The sequence below is a fragment of the Arthrobacter sp. SW1 genome (genome assembly GCF_001766675.1).
Taxonomy (GTDB): domain Bacteria; phylum Actinomycetota; class Actinomycetes; order Actinomycetales; family Micrococcaceae; genus Arthrobacter.
Window position 1 is genome coordinate 244,414 of sequence record NZ_MJLT01000045.1, and the last position, 23,026, is coordinate 267,439.

Sequence of the window (23,026 nt, forward strand, 5' to 3'; positions counted from 1 at the left end):
GAACGGCCGGTCAGTAATTTCCGTTGGAAAACAGTTCCTGGAAAACACGTCCCGCCGTTCGCTTCCGTTCCCCGCCTTGGAAGGACCCGTCGACGATGACCACTACCGCTGTCGCACCGGAAGTAACGGCCGTGCAGACCGTTCCGAGTTTCATCCAAGGAGCCTGGTGGGCTCCAGCCGCCGCCAGTGACGGCGTCCCCGTCCGGGATGCGAGCACCGGCGAGGTCCTGGCCCAGGTGAGCACCGAAGGCCTGGACCTGGCCGCCGTCGTCGACTACGGGCGCACGGTGGGCCAGGCGGAACTGGGCAAACTGACCTTCCACCAGCGCGCGCTCAAGCTCAAGGAACTCGCCCAGTACCTCAACGGCCGCCGCGAAGAGTTCTACGAGGTCTCCTTCAAGACCGGCGCCACCAGGATCGACTCGATGATCGACATCGACGGCGGCATCGGCGTGCTCTTCACCTTCGGCTCCAAGGGCCGCCGCGAACTGCCCAATTCGCAGGTGGTGGTGGACGGCCCCATGGAGGTGCTGTCCAAGGACGGCTCCTTCGCCGGCGAACACATCTACACCCGCATTCCCGGCGTCGCCGCGCAGATCAACGCCTTCAACTTCCCGGTCTGGGGCATGCTCGAAAAGTTCGCCCCCGCGTTCCTCGCCGGCGTGCCCACCATCGCCAAGCCGGCCACGCCCTCCGGCTACCTGGCCGCCGCCGTCGTGCGGGCGATCGTCGAATCCGGCATCCTGCCGGAAGGTTCCCTGCAACTGGTATCCGGCCCGGCCCGCACGCTGCTGGACGAACTCGACTACCGCGACCTCCTGGCCTTCACCGGCTCCGCTTCCACCGCGAACGCGCTGAAGTCCCACCGCAACGTGGTCACCGGCGGCGTGCGTTTCACCTCCGAAACCGACTCGCTGAACGCCGCCATCCTCGGCCCGGACGCCACCCCCGGCACTCCCGAATTCGACGCCTTCATCAAGTCCGTGGTCACCGAGATGACCGTCAAGGCCGGCCAGAAGTGCACCTCCATCCGCCGCACCATCGTGCCGCAGGAGCTGGTGTCCGAGGTGGCCGCCGCCGTCGGCGCCCGGATCAATGAACGCGTGGTGCTCGGGGACCCCCGCGCCGAAGGCGTCACTATGGGCGCCCTCGCCTCGCTGGAACAGCTGGCGGACGTCCGCGCCGCCGTGCAGTCCATGCTCGACGCCGGTGGCGAGCTTGCGTACGGAACCCTCGATTCGCCGTCGGTCACCCGCGCGGATGGCACCGTGGGCGTGGTGGAGGACGGTGCCTTCATGTCTCCGCTGCTGCTGAGCTGGGCCGACGCCGAAGCGGAGCAGGTGCATTCGGTGGAGGCCTTCGGGCCGGTGTCCTCGGTGATCGGCTACCAGGACCTGGACGATGCCGTCCGCCTGGCCGCCCTGGGCAGCGGCTCCCTTGTGGCGACGGTCTGCACCAACGATCCCGCCGTGGCGCAGGCACTGGTGACCGGCATCGCCGCGCACCACGGCCGCGTACTCATGCTCAACCGCGAAGACGCCCGCAGCTCCACCGGCCACGGCTCCCCGGTGCCGCACCTGGTCCACGGCGGCCCGGGCCGCGCCGGTGGCGGCGAGGAACTGGGCGGCATCCGCTCCGTGCTGCACCACATGCAGCGCACCGCCATCCAGGGCTCGCCCAACATGCTGACCGCCGTCACCGGCGTCTGGCACAGCGGCGCCGACCGGAACTTCACGCTGGAAACCGAAGGCGTGCACCCCTTCCGCAAGTCGCTGGGAGAGCTGCGGATCGGCGACGCCTTCCGCTCGGAGCTGCGCCAAGTGACGCTGGAAGACATCACGGCCTTCGCCAACACCACGGGAGACACTTTCTACGCCCACACCAACGAGGAAGCCGCCGCGGCCAACCCCTTCTTCCCGGGCATCGTGGCGCACGGTTACCTGCAGCTGAGCTGGGCCGCCGGACTCTTCGTGGAGCCTGCACCGGGCCCTGTGCTGGCCAACTACGGCCTGGAAAACCTGCGCTTCACGACGCCGCTGGCCGCCGGGGATTCCTTCCGGGTGGTCCTCACCGCCAAGAAGATCACCCCGCGCGAAACCGATGAGTACGGCGAGGTGGCCTGGGACGCCGTCCTGACGAACCAGAACGACGAAACCGTGGCCACCTACGACGTCCTGACGCTGGTGGCGAAGCAGGCCTGAACTCCAACGCGGAGTCAGTTACGGCCCATCCTGACGCCAAACATGGGCCGTAACTGACCCCGCGTTGTGGAGGCGAAGGCTAGGCGATCCCGTCGTTCGGGTTCTGCCAGCCTTCGCGCTTCTTGAGCAGCTCGATGTCTTCTTCCTCGAGCTGGCCGGGATCGATGTCCGCCGTGCAGAACTTGCACTTGATGGCATCGATGGCCACGAACTCCTTGCAGTACGGGCATTCCTGCTGGCCCTGAGCGCGGAAGTTACCCATGCCGAAGCGCTTGAGCAGTTTCACGATGCCGAACAGCACCAGTGCGAGCAACAGGAACCGCACCAGCACGGTGAGGAAGCTGCCGTACTTGATCTCGGCGTCGTTGATGGTGAAGGAGAGCGCACTGAAGTCCGGCGCCCCGAAAACCGCCGCCACCAGCTGGAGCAGGATGTCGTTCGCCAGGCTGTCCACCAGCGCGGCGAAGGCCGTGCCGATGATGAAACCCAGGGCGAGATCGAACATGTTCCCGCCCATGGCGAAGGCCTTGAATTCTTTCCATGTGTTCGACATGGCTTGATGCTAACCCTGCCTGTTTGTCCGCCGCGCGAACGACGCACGGCGGACAAACGGCTCCTTCCAGCGGGCCTCCTTAGTGCACTGTGTCCTTCTGGTCAGCGATCAGGGTGCCGTCAGGGCGCTTGATGGGTTCCTTGCCGTTCTCCGGAGTGGTGAAGCCCTTGGTGGAGCAGGGGTAGGCTTCGGCGCGCTGCGGCTTGGGATCGATGAACATGGGCGTGATGAGCCACTTGCCGCCGTCGTTGTCGTAGGCGCGGCACATCAGTTCCGTGTTGTTCCGGTTGACCACCAGCCGGGCCTCGGTGGCGTCCCCGACGAAGGTCACGTCGGTGCCGGAATCGCCGGCGGCCAGGATCTGCCGCTTCTCCGCGGGGAGCTGTTCGAAAGCTGCGGGGCCGTTGATGCCGAAGATTTCCTGGTTGGCCCAGCAGCGCTTGCCGTCCATGTAGGTCATGACGGAATCTTCGCCGTCGGGCACGCCACCACAGCCTTCGAGATGCGTGGTCTGCAGCCCGTCCTTGTAGACGCTGCGCACCCCGACGACGTGCGCCGCGTCGATCCCGACTTCGCCGGACCATGCCTTGACCACGGGTTCCGGCGAGGCGGACACTACCCACGGCACCACGCCGTGCGCCTGGAGCGTGCCGATGAGGTCCTTGATCTGCGGGTAGATGCGGATGTAGCCGTCCACCTCCTGGGTGCCGATCTTCTGCATGGTGCCCACGGGTGCCGCCAGGTTCTCCTGTTTCATGGCCGTGGCGAACTGGCCGAGTTCTTCTTCGCTGTACCCGGCGGACAACGCTGTCCCCCAGGCGTAGGCGCCGGTGAGCCGGCGCGCGTTGAAGCCTTCGAAGGCTTCCTCGCCGGCGCGGGTCTTTTCGTCCAGGACGGCCAGGATTTCATCTGCGCAGGCGGTGTTCTTCGCGGTGTCCAGCGGCTTCCCGGCCGGAGTTGTGGTTCCGCAGGCCTTGCTGAGCGCCTTCGCGGCGGCGTCCGTGAGGTAGCGGTTGGTGGTCTTCCAGTCCTTGTTTTCCGGCTGCAGGATCTTGTTGTTCTTCAGCATCCAGAAGTTGGTGCCGTAGCCGATGTCGTTCTTGATGACGGTGTTGTCCCAGTCGAAGATGGCCACCGGAGCCTCGCCGCCCTTGAAGGTTCCGGTGCAGCTGCTGTGCGCGTCAATGGCGGCCTGCAGCTTCTCCCGGACGCCCTGGGGCCACTCGAGTTTGGCGTCCAGCTGGCGGCAGGAGGCCGACGCCGTTGAGCTGGCCTGCGGTGCCGGAGCTGCGGCGGGTGCCGCGCAGGAAGTGATGGCGAGGATGCCGGCAAGTGCCGCGCCGGCTGCGGTGAAGCGGGTACCACGAGTCATGCGATATTCCCTTCTGTTTCGGTACGAAAACAGACCGTAGCAGCGGGAACATTTGGTTGTATATAGTGCAACATGGCGCGCATTGTGCAATCAGCGCGCCGGGTTCCTGACGGTGGGTTCCCTAGACGGAGGCGTGCAGTCCGTCGAAGGCCATGGTGATGACGTCGTCCGCCAGCCGTTCGGGGGAGAGCGAGCCGCCCGGCTTGTACCACTCGACGATCGAGTTGATGGTGCCGAACAGGAGCCTGGTCACCGTGCGGGGATCGATGTCCTGACGCAATGAGCCTTCCTCCCGGGCATCCGAAATCAAGGCCGCCACCTTGTGGTCGAAGGCACGGCGCCGCTCCAGGGCGTTGCGCTCGATCTCCGTGTTTCCGCGCAGGCGCAGCAGCAGGGTGACGAAGGGGAGCCGTTCCACCAGGACCGCGATGGTCTGGCGCAGAACGAATTCCAGCCGGGAATCCGCCGCGCCGGACGTCGCCTCAGGCTGTTCGAGAATGGCCTCAAGTCCGCCCAGGGCGTGGTCGAGGGCGAGCTTGAGGAGCTCGCCCTTCGACGGCACGTGATGGTAGATGGCCGACTTGGAGATGCCGAGGTTCTCGGCCAGGATGCCCATGGACGTGGCATCGTAGCCGTGGCGGTTGAAGACGTCGACGGCGATCCGCAGCACCGACTGTTGGTCGTAGCCCGGGCGTCCGCGCTTGCTTGCTGTTGCAGTTTCCTTCGGCATGCTCGCTATTTTCCCATGTCCGTTTCCCCCGACCGCCCAGATTGCGCACTGTGGCGCAGGCTCCCGTGCCCGCTCAGCCCTTCCGTTCCGCTCAGCCCTTCGGCCGCAGGTCGTAGATGCGGCGCAGCTTGCCGTTCGAGCGCTCCAGCGAGCCGGGCTCGACGACGTCGATCACGCAGGACGAGCCGATGTGGATCTTGATCTGCTCGCGCAAGGCGTGGCCCGCCGTCGTCGCGGTCTCCAGTGAGACGCCCTCGCGGCGCTCGATCTTAACCGTGAGGGTGTCCATGCGCTTGCCCTCGGGGCGGGTGATCTCCAGTTGGAAGTGCGGGCTCAGCTCGGGGATGCGCAGGGCGATTTCCTCGATCTGGGACGGGAACAGGTTCACCCCGCGCAGGATGATCATGTCGTCGCTGCGGCCGGTGATGCGGCCCATGCGGCGGTGCGCGGGGCGCGCGGTGCCGGGCAGCAGGCGGGTGAGGTCCTTGGTGCGGTAGCGGATGATCGGCAGCGCTTCCTTGGTGAGGGAGGTGAACACCAGCTCGCCGGGCTCGCCGTCGCCCAGCACGGACGCCGTGCCGCGCTCGGGGTCGAAGGGATCGATGATCTCGGGACGGAAGTGGTCCTCCCAGATGTGCGAGCCGTCCTGGGTTTCCACGGCCTCGCCGGCGACGCCGGGGCCCATGACTTCGGACAGGCCGTAGATGTCGCAGGCCTTGATGTTCATGGTGGTTTCGAGCTCGTGGCGCATTTCCTCGGTCCACGGCTCGGCGCCGAGCACTGCGTACTTGAGGGAGGTGGACGTTGGATCGATGCCCATGTGCGCCATGGCGTCGGCGATGGTCAGCAGGTACGTGGGCGTGGCCAGGATGGCGTCCGGCTGGAAGTCCTGGATGAGCTGGATCTGGCGTTCGGTCTGGCCGCCGGACATCGGGATCACGGTGCAGCCCAGGGCTTCGGCGCCGGCGTGCGCGCCCAGTCCGCCGGTGAAGAGGCCGTAACCGTAGGCGTTGTGGACCTTCATGCCCGGGCGGACACCGGAGGCGCGGAGGGAACGGGCCACAAGGCTCGCCCAGTTGGCGAGGTCGTTCTTCGTGTAGCCGACCACCGTAGGCCGGCCCGTGGTGCCGGAGCTCGCATGGACACGGGCCACCTGATCCTGCGGCACGGCGAACATGCCGAAGGGGTATTCCAGGCGCAGGTCTTCCTTGGTGGTGTACGGGAACTTGCCGAGGTCGCTGAGTTCGCGCAGATCGGAGGGGTGGACGCCGGCGTCGTCGAACTTGCGCTTGTACAGCGGGACGCGCTCGTAGGCGTAGGCCACGGTGTGCTGCAGGCGGCTGAGCTGGAGGGCCTCCAGCTCATCGCGGGACATGGTTTCCTCGGCGTCGAGCTGGGCGGGCTGCGTGGCGTTGAGGGCGGTGTTGTTCCGGGTGGTTGCGGGAGAGGTCATGTCTGCCTACTTCTTGGAGATGGTGCGGCTGCGGCCACGGAACTCTGCGATGAGTTCGCCGTAACCGGAGGCGTCGTCGGGGGAGGGGGCGGCGGTGCCGGCCGCGATCGCGTCGGGATCCGCGGCGAAGATCTGCACGTCGTACAGGCCGCTGCGGCCGGTGTGCGCCCGGCGGTTCGCGACGGCGGTGATCACCTGGCCCTTGAACGAGGGCTGCAGGAAGTTGATGTCGACGCCGGAAGCGACCGTGATGGTGCGGGCTTCTTCCGGCGTGGGGCTGGCGGGGTTGCAAGCCAGCGCGAAGGCGGTGTCACCGAAGGCGAAGATCATTCCGCCGTGGGCCATGCCGAAGCCGTTGAGCATTTCCTTGCGCAGGGTCATCCGGATGGTGGCGTGGCCGTCGTCGAGGCGCAGGACCTCGAGTCCCATCCATTCGGAGGCATAGTCGTTCTTGAGGAGCTGGTGCTGTAGGTCGTTGTCTCCCTGAACAGCGCCGGAAAGCGCGGTCTCAGCCATGCGTCATTGCCTCCAGTTTTATTTACCGAATGTTCATTAGGTAATCCCAGATCCGGGAACGTGTCAAGGGCCACACGTGTCCAGACGCACACGTGCCCTTGGCTACATGCGGCACCGAATGAGCCGTGAGGAGGGCCGGCAACTGCGAGAATGGACAAGGCTTCCCTCCCTTCACCTCCAGGAGTTCTGATGGTCCGAGGTATTTACGTCAGCGCCACCACACCCGGTTCCGGCAAATCGCTTGTTGCTTTGGGTCTTGCCGAGGCATTGCATGCAAGGACAGGCCGGATCGGCTTCTTCCGCCCCGTTGTCCAAGGCGGCGACCCTGCACAGGACCCGATGGTCACGCTCATCCGCACCCGGTTCGGGCTCGATGAGTCAGTGTGCCGCGGCGGCCTGACCATGGCGGAAGTCCGTCGGCTCCTGGCCAACGGAGAGCGCGAGGAAGTCCGCTCCCGCTGCGTCGAAGCCTTCACTGACATCGCCGCGCACTGCGACGTGGTCATCGTCGAAGGCACGGATGTGGCCGGCTACGACTCCGCGGTGGAATTCGAACTCAACATCAGCCTCGCCAACGACCTCGGCTGTCCCGTCGTCGCAGTCCTCGGCGCCGGTCATCGTACGCCCGAAGAAGTCGCGGGCGCCGTCGACGTTGCCCGGCGCGAGATCGCCGCAGCGCACGGCGACCTGCTCGCCGTCATCGTCAACCGTGCGACTGCGGAAGACCGGGAAGCCGTTGCGGCTGCCATCCGCCCCGGAGCCCGCGGGCCGGTCTACGTCCTCCCCGAACTCCCCGAAGTATCGCGGCCCACTACGGGCGAGATTTCCGGTGCCCTGGGCCTGCGCCAGCTTGCCGGTGGCGCGGACATGGAGCGCGAGGTCCGCGGCGTGAAGGTCGCCGCAATGAACGTGGCAAACTTCATCGGGCTCCTGGCCGACGGCGACCTCGTGATCGTCCCCGGCGACCGGGCCGACGTCATGGTCGGCGCGCTCGCCTCAACGCTGTCACCCGAGTTTCCGGTGCCGTCCGGAATGGTCCTCACGGGCGGCATCACGCCCGATCCCCACATCCTGCCGCTCCTGGCGCAGGCGCCGTTCCCCGTCTTCGCGTATCCGGAAGACACCTACCACGCAGCGCGCGCCGTCGCCGAGGTCCGCAGCGAAATCTGGAGCGGACACCGGCGCAAGGTGGCCTCCGCGCTCGGCGCCTGGGCCCGGTACGTCGACGACGCCGAACTCCTCAGCCGGCTGGACCTGCCCCGCCCGGCCACCACCACGCCGCTTCGTTTCCTCCACGAGCTCATCGCCCGTGCGCGCGCTGAACGGCAGAACATTGTGCTGCCGGAAGGCAACGACATCCGGATCCTGCGGGCGGCCGAGATCCTGCACCGCCGGGACGTCTGCGGGTTGACCGTGCTGGGCAACGAAACCCAGGTCCGCGAACTCGCCGCCGCCAACGGCATCTCCCTGGACGGCATCACCATCGTGGACCCCGCCACCAGCCCGCTGCGGCAGGAATTCGCCGAGGAATACGCACGCCTGCGCGCCCACAAGGGCGTGGACCTGGCCCGGGCGCTCGAAACCATGCTGGACGTCAGCTACTTCGGCACCATGATGGTCCAGCTCGGCTACCAGGACGGCATGGTGTCCGGGGCGGCGCACACCACGGCCCACACCATCCGCCCGGCCCTCGAATTCGTCAAGACGAAGCCCGGCGTGGCCATTGTGTCCTCGGTGTTCCTCATGCTCATGGCGGACCACGTGCTCGTCTACGGCGACTGCGCCGTCAACCCTGATCCGAACGAGCAGCACCTGGCCGATATCGCCCTGGCTTCCGCCGAGACCGCGGCACAGTTCGGCGTGGACCCGCGGGTCGCGATGCTCAGCTACTCCACGGGCGGCTCCGGTTCCGGGCAGTCCGTGGACAAGGTGCGCCGTGCCACTGAACTGGTCCGGGAACGTCGCCCCGAGCTCGCCGTCGAAGGCCCCATCCAGTACGACGCCGCCGTCGACGCCTCCATCGCGGCGTCCAAGCTGCCCGGCTCGAACGTGGCCGGGCAGGCGACCGTGTTCATCTTCCCGGACCTGAACACCGGCAACAACACGTACAAGGCGGTCCAGCAGTCCTCGGGTGCTGTCGCCGTCGGGCCCGTCCTGCAGGGCCTCCGCAAGCCCGTCAACGATCTCTCCCGCGGCTGCACCGTGGAGGACATCGTCAACACCGTAGCCATCACCGCCGTCCAGGCCCAGGGATAGGAGCTCCATGCTTGTCCTCGTTATCAACTCAGGTTCGTCCTCGCTGAAGTACCAGCTCCGCGATGTGGCCGCCGGCGCCGTCCTCACCGAGGGCCTGGTGGAACGCATCGGCATGCCGGCTCCCGACGGCGGCGCCCCGGAGGTCGCCGACCATGCCGCGGCGCTGGAACAGGTGGATGCCGCACTGCATGCCGTGCTGGGCGACCGCGCGATCGACGCCGTGGGCCACCGCGTGGTGCACGGCGGCGAACGCTTCGCCGAGCCGGTGCTGGTGGACAACGAGATCACCCGTGCCATTGAACGGCTGAACCCCCTGGCACCGCTCCACAACCCGGCCAATGTGCTGGGCATCCGGGCGATTGCGGAGAAGTGGCCGGAGATGCCGCAGGTGGCCGTGTTCGACACCGCGTTCCATCGCACGCTGCCGGAGCACGCCTGGCGCTACGCCGTGCCCGAGTGGCTGTACACGCGCCACGGCATCCGGCGCTACGGCTTCCACGGAACCTCGCACCAGTACGTTTCTTCCAAAGCGGCCGGGCTGCTTGGCCTGTCCGACGACGCGTTCGACGGCGTCATCCTCCACCTCGGCAACGGCGCCTCCGCCACCGCCATCCAGGCCGGCCGCAGCGTGGACACCTCCATGGGCTTCACCCCGCTGGAAGGCCTCGTCATGGGTACCCGCTCCGGCGACCTGGACCCCTCGATCCTGGTGTTCCTGGCCCGCCAGGGCCACAGCGCGGACGAGATCGACGAACTGCTGAACCGGGAGTCCGGGCTGAAGGCCCTGGCCGGTTCGAACGACATGCGCACCGTGGTGGAGGCCGCCGAGGCAGGCGACGCCCGTGCCGCCGTCGCGCTGGATGTCACCGCTTACCGACTGGCGAAGTACGTGGGTGCCTACCATGTGGCCGTGGGCGGGGCGAAGGCCCTGGTCTTCACCGCCGGCATAGGGGAGAACTCCTGGCAGTTCCGGTCCCGCGTCGCCGAGCGCCTCGGCGCCCTCGGCGTGGAGCTCGACGCCGACGCGAACCTCGTGCGCTCCAAGGAACCGCGGGTGATCTCCACGCCGGGTTCGAAGATCCCCGTGCTGGTGGTCCCCACCGACGAGGAACGGGCGATCGCGGAGGCGACCGCCGCCGTAGTCAACGCCCGCTGATGCGACGCGGGGTCAGTTACGGCCCATGTCCGGCACCCGGATGGGCCGTAACTGACCCCGCGTTGTTGTTTGCCTGGGCCGGGTAGCCTGTCGAGCATGCCACGCATCGATCTGCCCCTCCGCACCGAACGGCTGGTGTTGCGCCGCTTCGAGGCCGGGGACCTGGAACGTTTCCATGCCTACCAGTCCCTGCCGGCCACCGCGCGGTTCCTGCTGCGGCCCGAACTGAGCCTCACCCAGGCCATGGAAGCACTGGGCCGCTACGCCAACTTCGCCTTCGAACAGGAAGGGGACTGGGTGTGCCTGGCCATCGAACGCGCGGACCGGCCCGGACTGATCGGCGAAGTGGTCCTGAAGTGGCTGCCCGGCACCGGACAGGCTGAAATCGGCTGGATCATGGCACCGGAAGGCCGCGGGCACGGCTACGCCACCGAAGCAGCCGAAACGGTGCTGAAACTGGGCTTCGAAACCCTGATGTTTCACCGCATCGACGCCAAGCTGGATGCCCTCAACACGGGCTCGGCCGGCATCTGCGAACGCTTGGGCATGCGGTTGGAGGCCACGCTGGTGGACCACTGGCACTACAAGGGCCAATGGTCCACGGCGCTCATCTACGCCATGCTCGATTCCGAATGGCGCCGTCGCTGAAAGTCCACAACGCGGGGTCAGTTACGGCCCATGTCCGGCACCCGGATGGGCCGTAACTGACCCCGCGTTGCTGTGGGCAGGGCTATTGGAGGCCGGCGCCCGGGAGCAGTTCCGTGGCGCCCACGGAGTCGGCCACGAAGGCGTAGTCCCAGGCCCGCTCGCGCCACTGCACGTAGCGGCCGGACGCGCCGCCGTGGCCGCCGTCCATCTCGATCTTCATGATGATCGGCTCGGAACCCGTGGTGGTTTCGCGGAGCGCCTGCACCCACTTGGCCGGCTCCACGTAGAGCACGCGGGTGTCATTGAAGGAGGTCACGGCCGCGATCTTCGGGTAGGCCACGGCCCGGATGTTCTCGTACGGGGTGTAGGACTTCATGTACGCGTAGGCCTCGGGATCCGTGATGGGGTTGCCCCACTCCTCCCATTCCAGGGCGGACAGCGGAAGCTCCGGGTCCAGGATGGTGGTCAGCGCGTCCACGAACGGCACCTGGGCCACGACGGCGGCGTACTTTTCCGGTGCCAGGTTGGCCACGGCGCCCATCAGCAGGCCACCGGCGGAGCCGCCCATGGCCGCGATCCGGCCTGGCGCCACCCAGCCCGAGGAAGCCAGCCAGTCCGTGGCCGCTACGAAGTCCGTGAAGGTGTTCTTTTTGCTGAGCTTCTTGCCGTCCTCGTACCAGTGCCGGCCGAGCTCGCCGCCGCCGCGGATGTGCGCGATGACCATGACGATGCCGCGGTCCAGCAGGGACAACCGTGCCACGCCGAAGCCGGGGTCCATGCTGACTTCGTAGGAGCCGTAGCCGTACACCAGCCCTGCCGCGGTCGAATCCTGCTGTACCGAAGCGTGCCGCAGCACGGAGAGCGGAATCCGCGTGCCGTCGTCGGCGGTGGCCCATTCGCGGGTGGCGACATAATCCGCGGGGGAGTAGCCGCCCAGCACCGGGCTTTCCTTGCGCAGCAGCAGCTCGCCCTGCGGCTGCTCCGCGGTGGGCAGCACGAAGTCGTACACGCGGGACGGCGTGAAGTAGGAGGTGTAGCCCATGCGGATCACGGGTGCTTCGTAGTCCGAGCCGGAAACGCCCGCGGTGTAGAGCTCCTCGTCGAAGGCCGGTTCCACCGCCGCTGCCTGCTGCGGTGTGCCGAGCCCGGCCAGCGGAATCACCTGGACGCGCTCGATGGTGTCCTTGCGGACCGAGACCACCAGGTGCGTGGCGGTGAGGCCGGCGCCGTTGACGCGCACCTCGTCCGAATGCGCGACGACGGTGCGCCAGTTTTGCTCAGCCAGCGGCTTGGCGAGCTCGGCCGGGTCCACCAGGGAGACCATCGAGTTGATGGCGTCCTTGTTGTGGGTGAGCAGGATGGTTTCGCGCGGGGTGCCGGAAGCATCCTGCAGGAGGAACGGTTCGGCCTCGTAGAGCAGGTGCTCGTCGCGGGAAATCACGGTGGACAGGCCGGCGTCGTAATCATCGAAGCGCAGCAGGCGGGTTTCGCTGAACTCGGAGCAACCGATGCTGAGCACCAGGTGGCGGCGGTCCGAGGAGAGCTCGAAGCCCAGCCACATGGCGACGTCGTCCTCCTGGTACAGGACCTCGTCCTGCTCCACCGGAGTCCCCAGCACGTGGGACTTCACCTGGTAGGGCCGCCATGAATCATCCACCACGGTGTAGAACAGCCGTGTGCCGTCGGGCGAGAAAGCCAGGCCGTAGAAGGCGCCCTCGATCACGTCCGGCAGCAGCTCCCCGGTGAGCAGGTCCTTGAAGCGCACGGTGAAGCGTTCGTCGCCGGCGTTGTCCACGGCGTAGGCGTAGAGGTTGCCGTCGATGGTCACGGCGGTGCCGCCCACCGAGAAGAACGGCTTGCCTTCGGCTTCCGCGTTGCCGTCCAGCAGGATCTCCTCGCCGGGGAGCTCCACCCCGGGTTCAACGGCGGGCGGCGTCCAGTCCGTTACGGGGTCTCCGGAATCCTGGGCGCGGACGCGGCACTGGATGCCGTACTCCTTGCCTTCGACGGAACGGGTGTAGTACCACCAGCCGTCCTTGCGGGCGGGTACGGACAGGTCGGTTTCCTGGGTGCGGCCCTTGATCTCCTGGAAGATGGCCTCGCGCAGCGGTTCCTGGTGCGCGGTGACGTCTTCCTGGTAGGCGTTTTCCGCCTTCAGGTGCTCCACGACCTCCGGGGATTCCTTCTCCCGCAGCCACTCGTAGTTGTCCACGAAGACGTCCCCGTGGTGTTCCCGGGTGAACGGGACCTTGCGGGCGACAGGTGGCACGGCCGTGGTGTGCTGCAGCGGAGTCTGGGTCATGGACTCAATATATAGAGCGCCACCGGCAATGCAGCGGGGCGTTCGCTACGGGGGAAGCCAGCTCCTTGGGGAAGCCAGCTACCGCGGGACGCGGCTCCTTGGGGACGCGGCTACTTGGGAAGCTGGCCCAGGCGGTCCTTGGCGAGGGCGTCGGCCACCTGGGCGATCCCGTTGTAGTCCGGCAGCACGATCGACTGTCCGTCGCCCGAAACGCCGGTGCCCGCCGTCGGGAGCGTCATGAAGGAGGCCGAGCGCGCATCGATGTCCCGCAGCGCGTACGCCAGGCCCGCCAGCTTCATGACGCCCAGGCCGTTGTCCATGATCAGCCGCGGTGCCACCTTCGTGGCGAAAGCGAGGGTCTTGCCGGCGTCCTTGAGGACCCCGGAACTCTGCATCTTGGACATCACCGCGCGGATGAACTCCTGCTGGTTGCGCACCCGCTGGTAGTCGCCGTCGGAGAAGGCGTAGCGCTCGCGGACGAATTCCAGGGCCTGCTGGCCGTTGAGCCGGTTCACTCCTTGGCGGAAGGAATGCCGGCTGTCGTGCGTGGAGGTGAACGGTGCGGACACGTTGACCTCGATGCCGCCCAGGCCGTCCACGATGGCGCGGAAGTTGTCGAAGTCCACCATCACGGTGTGGTGGATGCGGGTGTGCAGGAGGTTGCCGATGGTCCTGGCCACGAGTGCCGTGCCGCCGATCTCCAGGCTCGCGTTGATCTTGGAGCCGCCGTAGCCGGGAATGTCCACCCAGAGGTCGCGCATGATCGAGATGCCGTAGACCTTCTTCCGGTCCGCCGGGATGTGCATCAGCATGAGTGTGTCCGCCCGGTGGTCCACCCGGCTGCCGCTTTTGGCCGCCTGTTTGGTGGCTTCCTTGGCGTTGCCGCGGATGTCGCTGCCGATCACCAGGACATTGACCGGACCCGCCGGGAGCCCGGGCAGTGCGAGCGGCGCTTCCGGCCGCTCCGCTTTGAGGAGCGGACCGGCCGTGGCGGTGATGCTGTTGTCAACAGGGGCCGACGACGGCGCGGCAGCAGGCGGGGCCGGCCGGTTCACGCTCACGAGGATTCCGGTGGTCACCGTCCCGAGGACCAGCATCGCAGCCACTGCGGCGACGATGGCCCGGCGGCCGTGCAGGAAGGTTTTCAGGAACTCGGCGCTGAACCATTTCTCCATAACCGGAAACTACCACCGGCACCCGGCGAAAGTGACGTGTCCCACAATTGCAATTCGGGAACGGTGGATCAGCGCTCCGGCGTCAGGGTCTTCCGGTAGAGCACCGCACCGTTGGTGTTGCGCAGGCTGACGTTGAAGGTGCCGTCCGTGCCGAGTTCCACGTGGCCGAAGTACTGGTTTTCGCCGTCGCGCGGGGATTCGTTGGCGAAACGGCCGGCCTTGGAGAAGACCACCTCCGGGCCGAAGGTGGCGTCCATGGCGTTCGGGCCGAAGGAGCCGGCGTTAATGGGACCGGCCACGAATTCCCAGAAGGGATCGAAGTCGGTGAAGGCTGCGCGCTCGGGGGAGTAGTGGTGCGCGGCGCAGTAGTGCACATCGGCGGTCAGCCACACGGTGTTCCTCACGCCGTGCCGCTTGAAGGCGCTGAGTACGGCGGCGAGCTCCAGCTCGCGGCCCAGCGGGGCGCCGTCCTCCCGGTTGGCCAGGCTTTCCTGGTTCACCGGCCCGTCCGGAACGATGATTCCCAAGGGCAGGTCGGCCGCGATGACCTTCCAGGTGGCCTTGGATGTGCGGACTTCGCGGATCAGCCAGTCCACCTGCTCCTGGCCCAGGAGGCTGGTGGCGTAGGGTTCCTTGCCGTCCGTGTTGGGCGACTTGAAGGTGCGCATGTCCAGGCAGAAGACGTCCAGCTGCGGGCCGCGGGAAATCTTCCGGTAGATGCGCGCGGGCTGGTAGCTGCCGCCGTCGTCGAACGTTCCCGGGCGCCACAGGGCGGCACTGTCCGCGATCGGCATGTTTTCCTGCCACGCCTGCCGGCCGCGCGCGGCCAGCACGTTGACGTTCCGCTCGGTGTAGCGGGCGTCGTCGATGATCTGCCCGGGGTACCAGTTGTTGTGGGTTTCGTGGTCATCCCACTGGGCGAACACCGGGACGTCGGCGAACATGGCGCGCATGTTGGCGTCCATGGAGTTGTAGCGGTGCCGGCCGCGGAATTCCTTGAGGGTTTCGGCCACTTTGGAGACTTCCTCCGTGACGATGTTCCGCCAGATCTGCCCGTCCTTTTCCGTGACGGTGGCGGCGATGGGGCCGTCCGCGTAGATGGTGTCGCCGGAGTGGATGAAGAAGTCCGGGCGGGTTTCGTGCATGGCCCGGTAGCCGCGCATGCCGCCGATCTCTTCGTTGATTCCCCAGCCCTGGCCGGCGGTGTCGCCGGTCCAGACGAAGCTTTGCGGGGCCGACGACGGCGCGTTGCCGCCATGGCGGCCAGTGGTTCCGTTGCCCGGTGCGGTTCCGGGGGCCGTGCGGAAGGTGCCCTGTTGCGTTTCGCTGAGGGCGCCGCCGTCGTCCTCGAAGCCGAGGGTGTAGGCGAAGCGGGTGCCGGCCGGCAGGCGGTCGGCGTGGATCTTGGCGGTGAAGTCGCTGGCCTCGGTGGCCCACTGCCCGCGCAGCACGCGCCGGAAGGCGTGGCGCCCGCGCAGGATGTTGCCGGCGTCGTCCACGGCGTGCAGGACGGCGGTGATCCGGCCCTGGCCGGAGGCGCGGGACCACAGTACGGCCGAGGACGAGGTGACGTCCCCGCTGGCGATGCCGCTGGGAAGCGTGAGGCGCTTGCGGAGCAGCGCAATGGAGGAGGGCGCAATGGAGGAAGGTGCGACTGCGGACGGTGCGGCCTGCGCGGCAGCGGCGCCCGCCGCTGCGGTTCCGCCTGCGACGGTGAGGGCGGCCAGGGAGCTCTTGAGCAGCGTGCGGCGCGGGAAATCAGTCATGTGGCCACTCTGGCGGGTGCCGATTAACGGGGAGTGAGTCCGGGGTTAATGCTTGACGGTGCGCGGGCCTTCCGCATATTCTGAACGAACGGTCGGTAAATATATAGGAGCAACCATGGCATCGCAGAAGCTGCAGTCTGTGCCCGGATCACCCTCGGGAGAAACCGCGCTGTCCCCTGAAGAGCAGGAACGGGAGCGCGCCGGCCAGGCGTACTTTGACCGCATCATCGCCGAGGACTCGCGCATCGAACCCCGCGACTGGATGCCGGAGGCCTACCGCAGGACCCTGCTGCGCCAGGTATCCCAGCACGCGCATTCGGAGATCATCGGCATGCAGCCCGAAGCCAACTGGATCACCCGCGCGCCGAGCCTGAAGCGCAAGGCCATCCTCATGGCCAAGGTGCAGGACGAAGCCGGCCACGGGCTCTACCTCTACTCCGCCGCCGAAACCCTGGGCCAGAGCCGCGACAAGATGATGCAGGACCTGATCGACGGCAAAGCCCGATACTCCTCGATCTTCAACTACCCGGCGGTCTCGTGGGCGGACATGGGCGCCATCGGCTGGCTGGTGGACGGTGCCGCGATCTGCAACCAGGTCCCCCTCTGCCGGGCCTCCTACGGACCCTACGGACGCGCCATGGTGCGCATCTGCAAGGAAGAGTCCTTCCACCAGCGCCAGGGCTTCGAAATCCTGCTTGAACTGTCCAATGGAACCCCCGCCCAGAAGCAGATGGCCCAGGATGCCGTGAACCGCTGGTACGCCCCGGCCCTGATGATGTTCGGCCCGCCGGATGACGACTCCCCCAACTCCAAGCAGTCCATGGCCTGGAACATCAAGCGCTTCAGCAACGATGAACTCCGCAGCCGCTTCGTCGGCATGATGGTCGAACAGGTCAAGGTCCTTGGCCTTACCCTTCCTGACCCGGACATCCGCTTCAACGAAGAAACGAAGAAGTGGGAACACGGCCCGCTGGACTGGAACGAATTCAAGGATGTCCTTGCCGGCAAGGGCCCCTGCAATGCGCAGCGCATGGAACGCCGCCGCCAGGCACACGAAGACGGTGCCTGGGTCCGCGAAGCCGCCGCTGCCTACGCCGCCAAGCAAGCACAGAAGGAGCACGCAGCATGAGCAACGAAACCCCAACCTCGCCGGTGGTCGAGCCTGTCTCGCCGGTGGTCGAGCCTGTCGAGACCGGGGTTTCGACAAGCTCAACCACCGACAGCTCAACCACCGGGACCCCGGCTGAAACCCCCTGGTCCCTCTGGGAAGTGTTCGTCCGCTCCAGCCGCGGCCTGTCCCACGTGCACGCAGGATCCCTGCACGCGCCGGACGCCACCATGGCACTTCGCAATGCCCGCGACCTCTACACCCGCCGGAACGAAGGCGTCTCCATCTGGGTGGTGCCGGCCGAGGCGATCTCCTCCAGCGACCCCGATTCCAAGGGCTCCTTCTTCGAATCCCCGCAGGGCAAGGACTACCGCCATGCCACGTACTACACCAAGAGCGAAGGCGTGAAGCACCTGTGACAAGCGAACACACAACAGACTTCGCGATCGAAGGCCACGGCGACATTTCCGTGGGCGTCAGCGGTGCCGGAGCCTCCGGCGACGGTTCGGCCAGCGCCACCCGCATCACGCCCGGCAACGCCCTCCGCCCGGAGGACATCGCCCTCGAGGTCCGTCGCGGCACCGCCAAACCCTCCGGGGATGTGGCCGAGTACGCGCTGCGCCTGGGCGACGACGCCCTGATCCTGGCACAGCGCCTGGGCCACTGGATTTCCCGTGCGCCCGAGCTTGAAGAAGACATCGCCCTGGGCAATATTGCCCTGGACCAGCTGGGCCATGCCCGTTCCTTCCTGACGTATGCCGGCGCGCACTGGGACAAGAGCGAAGACGATCTTGCCTACTTCCGCCGTGAACCCGAATTCCGTTCGGCGCACCTGTTCGAGCAGCCCAATGGGGACTTCGCCGTGACGATTGCCCGGCAGTTCATCGTGAGCTACTACCAGTTCGAGCTCTACAAGCGCCTGCTGGACTCCACCGATGCCACCATCGCCGCCATCTCCGCCAAGGCCCTGAAGGAAGTGGACTACCACCGCGACCACAGCGCCCAGTGGGTGCTGCGCCTGGCCGGCGGCACCGAGGAATCCCGCCGCCGCATCATCCGGGGTTTCAAACTGCTCTGGCCCTACGTCGAAGAACTCTTCGAGGACGACGAGCTCACCGCGCGCCTCGCCGAAGCAGGAGCCGGGGTGCAGCCCTCCACCCTGCGCGAGGACTTCGACCGGCTCACCGGCGAGGTGCTGGCCGAAGCCGGACTCGACGCCGTCAACGACCTCGGCCTGGACCGCATCCCGCAGTCCCTGGGCGGCGGCCGTCGGGGCAAGCACTCTGAACACCTCGGCTACCTCCTCGCCGAAATGCAGGTGCTGGCCCGCGAACACCCCGGAGCAAGCTGGTGACCAGCGTGGAAACCGCCGCTGCCGCACCCGCCGGGCGCACCGCCGTCGAGCAGCAAGCCTGGGAGCTCGCCGCCACGGTGTGCGACCCGGAAATCCCGGTGCTCACCATCGAGGACCTCGGGATCCTGCGCGCGGTGCGCGTTCTGGACGGCGGTGTTTCCGACAGCGGCGCTCCCGACGACGGCGGGTCCCGTCCCGCCGTCGAGGTCACCATCACGCCCACTTACTCTGGCTGCCCGGCGATGGACGCCATCAGCGACGACCTCAAGGCCGCCTTCGCGAAGGCCGGCTACGCGGACGTCCGCGTGAACCTGGTGCTGGCGCCGGCCTGGACCACGGACTGGATGAGCGAATCCGGAAAGGCGAAGCTGCAGGAATACGGCATCGCGCCGCCGTCGGGCCATTCCCGGGCGGGCGGGCATTCCGGGCCCGTCCGGCTGAGCCTCGCGGTGAAATGCCCGCAGTGCTCCTCGCTGAATACCAAGGAACTGACCCGCTTCGGCTCCACCTCCTGCAAGGCCCTGTACGTCTGCCAGGACTGCAAGGAACCGTTCGACTACTTCAAAGTGCTGTAAAGGAAAAAGGTAGCCAGATGACCACCGAAACCCCCACGGCCAGCCGCCGTCGCGCCTCCTTCCACAGCCTCACGGTCGCCGAGGTGCGGCGCCTCACGGAGGATGCCATCGAAGTCACCTTCACCGTCCCGGCGGAGCTGGCGGGCCAATACGACTACCTGCCCGGCCAGTACGTGGCCCTGCGGACCACGCTCCCGGATGAGTCCGGCGAGCCGCACGAGGTCCGCCGCAGCTACTCGATCTGCGCAGAGCCGCGCAGCTTCGAGGACGGCAGCAGCGAGATCCGGGTGGCCATCAAGAAGGACCTGGGCGGCATCTTCTCCACCTGGGCCAACGCCGAACTGCAGGCCGGGGACACCCTGGACGTCATGAGCCCGCAGGGCGCGTTCATCTCCAAGCACGGCAAGGACGGCTCCACCGTGCAGCACAACGTCATGAACTCCATGAACCACCCGGAGCAGCTCGCCGGGGAAGCGGGTTCCTTCGTGGCCATCGCGGCCGGTTCCGGCATCACCCCGGTGATCGCGATCGCGCGGACACTGCTGGCCGCCAACCCGGACACCCGCTTCGACCTCATCTACGCCAACAAGGCCGCCATGGACGTCATGTTCCTGGAGGAACTGGCGGACCTGAAGGACAAGTACCCGTCCCGGCTGGCCCTGCACCACGTGCTCTCCCGTGAGCAGCGGATCGCGCCGCTCATGACCGGCCGCATCGACGCCGAGAAGCTGCAGGCCCTGCTGTCCTCCGCCATCCACTCCGAGGACGTGGACGAATGGTTCCTGTGCGGGCCGTTCGAACTGGTGCAGCTGTGCCGCGACACCCTCGCCGAGCGCGGAGTGAAGCCGGAGAACGTGCGCTTCGAACTGTTCACCACCGGCCGCCCGGACCGTCCCGAAGGCCACGCCGGCCGTCCCGTTGTGGAGGACGAGTCCCAGGACACCTACAAGATCACCTTCAAGCTGGACGGGCTGCAGGGCGACGTCACCAGCCCCACCCACGCCCGCGAATCCATCCTCAACGCCGCGCTGCGGGTCCGCCCGGATGTGCCGTTTGCCTGCGCCGGCGGCGTCTGCGGCACCTGCCGGGCCAAGGTGGTCAGCGGCACCGTCACGATGGACGAAAACTACGCCCTGGAGCAGGATGAACTGGACAAGGGCTACGTTCTCACCTGCCAGGCACACCCGACCTCCGAGTCCGTCACCCTCGACTTCGACGTCTAAACCCCTTCCCAGAGTCTTCCGAGTAGCCCAGGAGCACGCATGATCGAGCTGTCCATCGCCGGCGGGATCGCCGAAATCGTCCTGAACGCACCGCAGAAGCTGAACTCCCTCAACGAGGAAGCGCTCGCCGAACTGGACAAAGCGTACGACGACGCCGCTGCCGCCGCCGGGCGCGGCGAGGTGCGGGCGCTGCTCCTGCGCGGAGAGGGCCGTGCCTTCTGCGCCGGGCGCGATATTGCGGGCGTGACGCCGGAAAGCGACGATGCCCAGGCCTACCTCGGCGGCTTGGTGGAGCCCCTGCTGAAGAAGATGGCGGCCTTCCCGGCACCGACCTTCGCTGCGGCACACGGTGCCTGCCTTGGCGTCGGTCTGGGGCTGCTGCTGGCCACGGACGTGGTGTACGTGGCGGAGAATGCCAAGTTCGGTTCGCCTTTCGCCAAGCTTGGCGCCACCCTGGATTCCGGTGGGCACTGGTACTTCACCGAGCGCCTGGGCATGCACCGCACCCTGGACCTGATCTACACCGCCGAACTCATGAGCGGTTCCGAGGCCGTGGCCCAGGGCCTGTTCAGCCGGGCGATGCCGGAGGAGTCCCTGCTTTCAACTACCCGCGAGATCGTGGAGCGCGTGGCCACCGGGGCCACGGGGGCTTTCGTTGCGTCCAAGGAACTCGTGGCCCACATCCGCGACCAACGGCTGGGGCTGTGGGCATCCATGGCCGAGGAAAATTCCGAGCAGGCCCGGCTGTGCAAGACCGACGATTACGCCGAAGGTTTCCGCGCCTTCCAGGAGAAGCGGGCGCCTGTTTTCAAGGGCTGAGGCGGGGCCCTCTGGCAGCTGGACGGTGATGGTGTCAGCAGGACATTGATGGTTCTCCCCGCACAGGCCTGAGTGTCCCGGTCCATCGGAACCATTCGGAGGCGGGGCGCGCGAGCCCACAACGAAGCCACCGCAACGCCTGCCGCCAGTTCCGCACCGGCATCCTTCCACCATGCGCAGTTCGGATTCGCCGCAAGGCATCCCTGCATGGCCCGCCCTCAGCAGCGGAAGTAGTGGTTTCTGCGGGGTTTTTGTTGGGGGTCGATGTGGGGTGGTGGGGTGAACCAGGGGATGCCGGTTTTGATGGTGATTTTCCAGTGTTCTTTGTGGATGGTGTGGTGGTGGTAGCTGCAGAGGAGGGTGCCGTTGTCCGTGCTGGTGGGTCCGCCGTGTGACCAGTAGGTGATGTGGTGGGCTTCGCACCAGGGTGCGGGCATGGTGCAGCCGGGGAAGGCGCAGCCTTGGTCGCGGGTGGCGATGGCTTTGCGGATATGGGGCGGGAAGATCCGGGACGTTCGGCCGATGTCCAGGATTTGTCCTTCGCTGCCGAGGACGACGGGGGTGATGTCGGCGTCGCAGGCGAGTTTGCGGAGCGTGGCGGCGGGGACGGGGCCGGTGAAGGTGAACGTGCCGGTGCTGTTGTTTCCGGTGCCGGTGACTTTTTCGAAGAGTTGTTGGTAGTCGATGGTGGCCATGAGCTGGGGGCGGAGGCCTCCGTTGTGGGGGATGCTGCCACACGCGAGGGCGGTTTGGCAGGCTCCGATGAGGCCGTCGAGGAGTTTTTGCGGGCGGGAGCGCCGGTCTAACTCCGGATTGGGCCTTGCGGTGTCGTTTTCGGTGCCGCCTTCGGGGGTGAGGCGTGGGTTGGTGGCGGCATTCATCACGGTGAGCAGGCTCTCGTATTGCTCTTGGGTGGCGAAGATTTCGAGGTGGTTGAGGCCGTTTTTGGGTTTGCGGATGAACGCGCCCTGGAAACGGCGGAGGTCTTCTTCTGACGGTTCGGTGCCGTCGGGGTCCAGGCCGTCGAGCCAGCGTCTGGCGAGGCGGCTGAGGAAGTCGGGGTCGTGATCCACCGCGGCGGCAGTCAAAGCCGTTTCGACCCGGGTGACGGTTTCCGTGGGGACGGAACGTGGGATTTTGTCCAGGGTGAGGGTGATGATGGTCGCGGCGCGGGTACTGACGGTCCCGGAGGCCACCGTGGTGGCCAGGGCCGGATGCACGGGTTCGATCTGTTCTCCGGTGAGTCCGGTGCGGGGGAGGAGTGTTTCGGTGAGGGCGAGGCGTCGCCTGGCTTCGCCGGCGCTGATGCGCAGCAGCACGCGCAGGTACTCGGTGGTGGAACGGAACTCGCCCGCAAACGCCGCCCGCCGCGGTTCCCGGCGCGCAGGCCCGGCTTCGCGGGCTGACCCGGACCCACCAGGTGGCGCCGCTGCCCGCCCGCTGGCGCCGCCGTCGTGGGTGTCCTTGCTGGTCCATCCCGTCACCCATCCGCGCCCGGCGCTGCCGGCGCCGTCGTCGTTGTTCCTGATCCGGTCCAGGCGCCCGGCGGCGACGAGCTGCAGGTACTCAACCGTCCGGGAGAGCTCCTCGACCCGGGAGGCGAACAACGCGGCATCATCCAGACCAAGCCCGCGGACGTCGTCGAAAGCAGTGTCCGCCAGCGAACGCGCATCATCCAGCAGCGTTTCCAGCGCAGCAGAAACCGGGACCCGGTACCGGTCCCTCCACTGCTCCAACTGCGCGATTGTCTCCATAACCCGACTCTGCCACCACCCACCGACAAAATAGCTTCCGGCCCACCCCTCTACTCCCAGCCGCC

General features: G+C 67.1%; 19 protein-coding genes. 10 read left to right on the top strand and 9 right to left on the bottom strand.

Annotated elements, in window-relative coordinates; genetic code table 11:
• Window positions 1–95 precede the first annotated feature (95 nt).
• Complete coding sequence (paaZ, locus tag BIU82_RS14570) at window positions 96–2,201, top strand: phenylacetic acid degradation bifunctional protein PaaZ (protein WP_070350166.1); 2,106 nt, start codon at window positions 96–98, stop codon at window positions 2,199–2,201.
• Between the two features lie 79 nt (window positions 2,202–2,280).
• Here paaZ and mscL read toward each other — a convergent pair whose 3' ends face one another.
• From mscL to BIU82_RS14595, 5 genes are all read right to left on the bottom strand, one after another.
• A complete protein-coding gene (mscL, locus tag BIU82_RS14575; protein WP_070350167.1) occupies window positions 2,281–2,754 on the bottom strand; it encodes a large conductance mechanosensitive channel protein MscL in 474 nt (157 codons plus the stop codon).
• Between the two features lie 79 nt (window positions 2,755–2,833).
• Window positions 2,834–4,126 (bottom strand): HAD family hydrolase, encoded by a 1,293-nt coding sequence (locus BIU82_RS14580; RefSeq protein WP_070350168.1) that lies wholly within the window; start codon window positions 4,124–4,126, stop codon window positions 2,834–2,836.
• A gap of 121 nt (window positions 4,127–4,247) precedes the next feature.
• Window positions 4,248–4,856: a TetR/AcrR family transcriptional regulator gene (locus tag BIU82_RS14585; protein WP_070350169.1), complete on the bottom strand. Its 609-nt coding sequence runs from the start codon at window positions 4,854–4,856 to the stop codon at window positions 4,248–4,250.
• Window positions 4,857–4,947: 91 nt separating this feature from the next.
• Window positions 4,948–6,309 (bottom strand): phenylacetate--CoA ligase PaaK, encoded by a 1,362-nt coding sequence (gene paaK / locus BIU82_RS14590; RefSeq protein ID WP_070350170.1) that lies wholly within the window; start codon window positions 6,307–6,309, stop codon window positions 4,948–4,950.
• 6 nt (window positions 6,310–6,315) lie between these two features.
• On the bottom strand, window positions 6,316–6,825 hold the full coding sequence (locus tag BIU82_RS14595) for a hotdog fold thioesterase (RefSeq protein WP_070350171.1): 510 nt from the start codon (window positions 6,823–6,825) through the stop codon (window positions 6,316–6,318).
• A gap of 189 nt (window positions 6,826–7,014) precedes the next feature.
• Between BIU82_RS14595 and pta the strand changes: the two genes are divergently transcribed.
• The 3 genes from pta (at window position 7,015) to BIU82_RS14610 (ending at window position 10,885) form a co-directional block, all read left to right on the top strand.
• Window positions 7,015–9,081 (top strand): phosphate acetyltransferase, encoded by a 2,067-nt coding sequence (gene pta, locus BIU82_RS14600; RefSeq protein WP_070350172.1) that lies wholly within the window; start codon window positions 7,015–7,017, stop codon window positions 9,079–9,081.
• A gap of 7 nt (window positions 9,082–9,088) precedes the next feature.
• Window positions 9,089–10,237 (top strand): acetate kinase, encoded by a 1,149-nt coding sequence (locus BIU82_RS14605; protein ID WP_070350173.1) that lies wholly within the window; start codon window positions 9,089–9,091, stop codon window positions 10,235–10,237.
• Between the two features lie 96 nt (window positions 10,238–10,333).
• Window positions 10,334–10,885, top strand: a complete 552-nt coding sequence (locus BIU82_RS14610) for a GNAT family protein (protein ID WP_070350174.1) — start codon at window positions 10,334–10,336, stop codon at window positions 10,883–10,885.
• An 82-nt stretch (window positions 10,886–10,967) separates the two neighbouring features.
• Here the strand turns inward: BIU82_RS14610 and BIU82_RS14615 are convergent, their stop codons facing one another.
• The 3 genes from BIU82_RS14615 to BIU82_RS14625 all read right to left on the bottom strand — a co-directional run bounded on the left by BIU82_RS14615 (window position 10,968) and on the right by BIU82_RS14625 (window position 16,128).
• Complete coding sequence (locus BIU82_RS14615) at window positions 10,968–13,187, bottom strand: S9 family peptidase (protein WP_070350175.1); 2,220 nt, start codon at window positions 13,185–13,187, stop codon at window positions 10,968–10,970.
• Between the two features lie 110 nt (window positions 13,188–13,297).
• Window positions 13,298–14,362 carry an LCP family protein gene (locus BIU82_RS14620; RefSeq protein WP_070350176.1) on the bottom strand — a complete coding sequence of 355 codons (1,065 nt, stop codon included), beginning with the start codon at window positions 14,360–14,362 and terminating at the stop codon, window positions 13,298–13,300.
• Window positions 14,363–14,430: 68 nt separating this feature from the next.
• Complete coding sequence (locus BIU82_RS14625) at window positions 14,431–16,128, bottom strand: alkaline phosphatase D family protein (RefSeq protein WP_070350177.1); 1,698 nt, start codon at window positions 16,126–16,128, stop codon at window positions 14,431–14,433.
• A gap of 115 nt (window positions 16,129–16,243) precedes the next feature.
• Here BIU82_RS14625 and paaA point away from each other — a divergent pair, with 115 nt between their 5' ends.
• The 6 genes from paaA to BIU82_RS14655 are packed head-to-tail and all read left to right on the top strand — an operon-like array spanning window position 16,244 to window position 21,207.
• Window positions 16,244–17,257, top strand: coding sequence for a 1,2-phenylacetyl-CoA epoxidase subunit PaaA (gene paaA / locus BIU82_RS14630; protein WP_070350178.1), 1,014 nt, complete (start codon window positions 16,244–16,246; stop codon window positions 17,255–17,257).
• Window positions 17,254–17,655 carry a 1,2-phenylacetyl-CoA epoxidase subunit PaaB gene (paaB, locus tag BIU82_RS20200; protein WP_139146627.1) on the top strand — a complete coding sequence of 134 codons (402 nt, stop codon included), beginning with the start codon at window positions 17,254–17,256 and terminating at the stop codon, window positions 17,653–17,655. The genes paaA and paaB overlap by 4 nt, the downstream gene beginning before the upstream one ends.
• Window positions 17,652–18,590 (top strand): 1,2-phenylacetyl-CoA epoxidase subunit PaaC, encoded by a 939-nt coding sequence (paaC, locus tag BIU82_RS14640; RefSeq protein ID WP_070350179.1) that lies wholly within the window; start codon window positions 17,652–17,654, stop codon window positions 18,588–18,590. Before paaB ends, paaC begins: the two co-directional genes overlap by 4 nt.
• Window positions 18,587–19,165 (top strand): 1,2-phenylacetyl-CoA epoxidase subunit PaaD, encoded by a 579-nt coding sequence (paaD, locus tag BIU82_RS14645; protein ID WP_070350180.1) that lies wholly within the window; start codon window positions 18,587–18,589, stop codon window positions 19,163–19,165. The genes paaC and paaD overlap by 4 nt, the downstream gene beginning before the upstream one ends.
• A 17-nt stretch (window positions 19,166–19,182) precedes the next feature.
• Complete coding sequence (gene paaE, locus BIU82_RS14650; protein ID WP_070350181.1) at window positions 19,183–20,388, top strand: 1,2-phenylacetyl-CoA epoxidase subunit PaaE; 1,206 nt, start codon at window positions 19,183–19,185, stop codon at window positions 20,386–20,388.
• A 39-nt stretch (window positions 20,389–20,427) separates the two neighbouring features.
• Window positions 20,428–21,207, top strand: coding sequence for an enoyl-CoA hydratase-related protein (locus tag BIU82_RS14655; RefSeq protein ID WP_070350182.1), 780 nt, complete (start codon window positions 20,428–20,430; stop codon window positions 21,205–21,207).
• A 218-nt stretch (window positions 21,208–21,425) separates the two neighbouring features.
• Here BIU82_RS14655 and BIU82_RS14660 read toward each other — a convergent pair whose 3' ends face one another.
• On the bottom strand, window positions 21,426–22,961 hold the full coding sequence (locus BIU82_RS14660; RefSeq protein ID WP_083292365.1) for an HNH endonuclease signature motif containing protein: 1,536 nt from the start codon (window positions 22,959–22,961) through the stop codon (window positions 21,426–21,428).
• Between the last annotated feature and the right edge of the window lie 65 nt (window positions 22,962–23,026).